Source organism: uncultured Campylobacter sp., assembly GCF_938045465.1.
Taxonomy (GTDB): Bacteria; Campylobacterota; Campylobacteria; order Campylobacterales; family Campylobacteraceae; genus Campylobacter_B.
Genome location: NZ_CALIBF010000087.1, coordinates 1 through 3246 on the forward strand (window position 1 = coordinate 1; position 3246 = coordinate 3246).

Consider the following 3246-nt stretch of genomic DNA (forward strand, 5'->3'; position numbering starts at 1 on the left):
CGATGAAGGCGGCGATCGCCGCTACGCGCTCGATCTGCTCGATAAAGGACGACTCTGTGCTTGAAGTTAAAACGTTACAGGAGTATCTAAGCGGAAGGTAGCGCGAGCAGCCTTCTGCCGGCACCATGCTGCGATGAAATTTTAGGAAGCGAAATTTTGCTGCGAAAATTAGAGTATGGAATTGCTAAATTTTATCGGCAGCATTCCCATTTTATATGCATAAAATTTTTTTAGGAGATACTATTAAATGAGCGAAGAGACGCAGCGCAAGGCTTTGCAAAACCAAATTTGGAGTATTGCAAATGAAGTAAGAGGTGCTGTTGACGGCTGGGACTTTAAGCAATACGTCCTGGGCACGTTGTTTTACAGATTTATTAGCGAAAATTTTACGGATTATATAGAGGGCGACGACGGTGATTTTGACTACGCAAGCTTGCCCGACGATTCGCCGGAGCTTGAAGCGATCAAGCACGATACTATTGTTACGAAGGGATATTTTATATACCCTAGTCAGTTATTTAAAAACGTCGTAAAAAATGCCGACAATAACGCAAATTTAAATACCGATTTAGATCAAATTTTTAAAAGTATCGAAGGTTCGGCATCCGGGTATGAGTCAGAGCAGGACATAAAGGGGCTTTTTGCCGATTTTGATACTACTAGCAACCGTTTAGGAAATAGTGTTACAGAGAAAAACAGGCGACTCGCAGCGGTTTTAAAAGGCGTGGCCGAGCTTGATTTTGGCGATTTTAAGAACAACCATATCGATCTTTTTGGCGACGCATACGAGTTTCTTATCTCGAACTATGCCGCGAATGCAGGCAAATCCGGCGGCGAGTTTTTCACTCCGCAAAATGTCTCAAAGCTCATCGCCGCACTTGCCATGCACGAACAAGAGCGCGTAAATAAAATTTACGATCCAGCATGCGGTTCTGGTTCACTACTTTTGCAGGCTAAAAAACGTTTTGACAAACATGAGGTCGAGGATGGATTTTTTGGCCAGGAGATAAATCACACGACATACAACCTGGCGCGTATGAATATGTTTTTACACAACGTTAATTACTCTAAATTTCACATAGAGCTCGGCGATACGCTACTAGATCCAAAGCTTAGCGACGATAGGCCTTTTGACGCTATCGTTTCAAATCCTCCTTACTCCATCAACTGGATCGGTAGCGACGATCCGACGCTCATAAACGATCCTAGATTTGCTCCTGCGGGCGTTCTTGCGCCAAAAAGCAAGGCGGATTTTGCCTTTATCTTGCACGCACTCAGCTACCTTTCGGCAAAAGGCAGAGCCGCGATAGTTAGTTTCCCGGGCATTTTTTATAGAGGCGGTGTGGAAAAAAAGATCCGCGAATATCTCGTAAAAGAAAATTTTGTCGAGACCGTCATCTCGCTCGCCCCAAATCTTTTTTATGGCACTCCGATAGCTGTTAATATCCTTGTTCTTTCAAAGCATAAAACAGAGACTAAAACGCAGTTTATAGATGCTAGCGGGTTTTTTGAAAAAAGAACAAACAACAACGTCCTAACTGACGAACACATTGCGAAAATAATAGAAATTTTTGGTAAAAAAGAAGATATCGCCCATGTATGCGCACTCGCAGATAATGAAAAAATAGTCCAAAACGATTACAATCTAGCCGTAAGCTCTTATGTCGAGGCAAAAGATACACGCGAGGTTATTAATATAGACGAGTTAAATTTACAAATAAAACAAACAGTAGCCAAAATTTCAAATTTGCGCGAACAAATCGACGAAATCGTTGCGGAAATAAATTCGGGCAGCGAAATATGAAAGCTATTATTTACACGACAAGCGATGGCAAGTCAAGATTTTCTTTGCAAAAATTTGATGAACAGCTTTGGCTGACGCAACTTGAAATCGCGGAACTTTACCAGACGACCAAACAAAATATTAGCAAGCATATAAAGGCTATTTTTTTAGAAAATGAGATAGATGAAAAAGCAACTGTCAACTTTCAGTTGACAGTTCAAAATGAAGGCGGGCGCAATATAAAGCGTAAAATGGCTTATTATCCTTTGCCTTTGATTATAGCCGTAGGTTACCGCGTGCGTTCATCTCGCGGTACGCAGTTTCGTCAGTGGGCGACGCAATGCTTAGGAGAATATATAAAAAAGGGTTTTGCGCTTGACGACGAACGCTTAAAAGGCACGGGCGGCGGCGATTATTTCAAAGAGTTGCTTGAACGCATTCGCGATATCCGTAGTAGCGAAAAAGCGATGTATCGCCAAGTACTCGACCTTTACGCCACTAGCTACGACTACGATCCAAAAAGCGACGAGAGTATTAAATTTTTTAAAATAGTTCAAAACAAGCTTCATTACGCCGTTAGCGAGCAAACCGCCTCCGAGATTATTTTTAGTAGAGTAAACGGAGATAAAGAATTTATGGGGCTTACAAATTTTAAAGGCCAAATGCCGACGCTAAACGAGGCTAAAACGGCAAAAAATTACCTAAGCGAGGATGAACTTTTTAGATTAAATCGCTTGGTTTCGGCGTTTTTCGATCTTGCCGAGGTGAAGGCGTACGAGCGCGAGCCGATGTATATGAGAGACTGGATAAGCGAGCTGGATAAATTTAGCGTAACTTACGGCAAAGGCGTTTTGCAAAATGCTGGCTCGGTAAGTCATAGCGAGGCTATGAAAAAAGTTGACACCGAATATGCAAAATACCGACAAAACAACCTAACTCCGGTCGAGAAAGAATATATAAACGCCGTCAAAAGTATAAATTTAAAGCTAAAAGACAAAGGCAAGAAATGAGTAAAATTTTTGATTTGATAAACGAGCTTTGTCCGCAAGGGGTGGAGTTTAGGGAGCTTGGAGAGATTGGTTATTTTTATGGTGGTTTAAACGGAAAAACAAAAGATGATTTTGTAAAACACGGTAACGTAAAATATATAACCTATATGAATGTTTTTTCAAATTTAAGTATAGATTTGAATGCGCTTGAATTTGTAAAAATAGAAAATAATGAAAGGCAAAATTTAGTTGCTTACGGCGATGTTTTATTTACAGGCTCGTCTGAAACTAGAAACGAATGTGGATTTTCATCTGTTCTTACTAAAAAACCAGAAGAACCAATTTATTTAAATAGTTTTTGCTTTGGCTTTCGTTTAAATGATTTACGTTTATTTGAACCAGAATTTCTAAAATATATTTTTAGAAGTAAATTTTTGAGAGCACAAATTATTAAGACGGCCAACGGAGTAACTC

Annotated in this window: 3 protein-coding genes; all 3 read left to right on the forward strand. The window is 40.3% G+C overall.

Annotated features, from left to right (window positions below; genetic code table 11):
- The first annotated feature begins 247 nt into the window (after positions 1–247).
- Entirely contained in the window at positions 248–1804 is a 1557-nt protein-coding gene (locus Q0413_RS04255) for a type I restriction-modification system subunit M (RefSeq protein ID WP_298704431.1), read from the forward strand.
- Positions 1801–2793, forward strand: coding sequence for a RhuM family protein (gene rhuM / locus Q0413_RS04260; RefSeq protein ID WP_298987648.1), 993 nt, complete (start codon positions 1801–1803; stop codon positions 2791–2793). Before Q0413_RS04255 ends, rhuM begins: the two co-directional genes overlap by 4 nt.
- Positions 2790–3246 (forward strand): restriction endonuclease subunit S (locus Q0413_RS04265; RefSeq protein ID WP_298987651.1); only part of this gene is annotated, 457 nt, incomplete at its 3' end. The genes rhuM and Q0413_RS04265, both read left to right, overlap by 4 nt.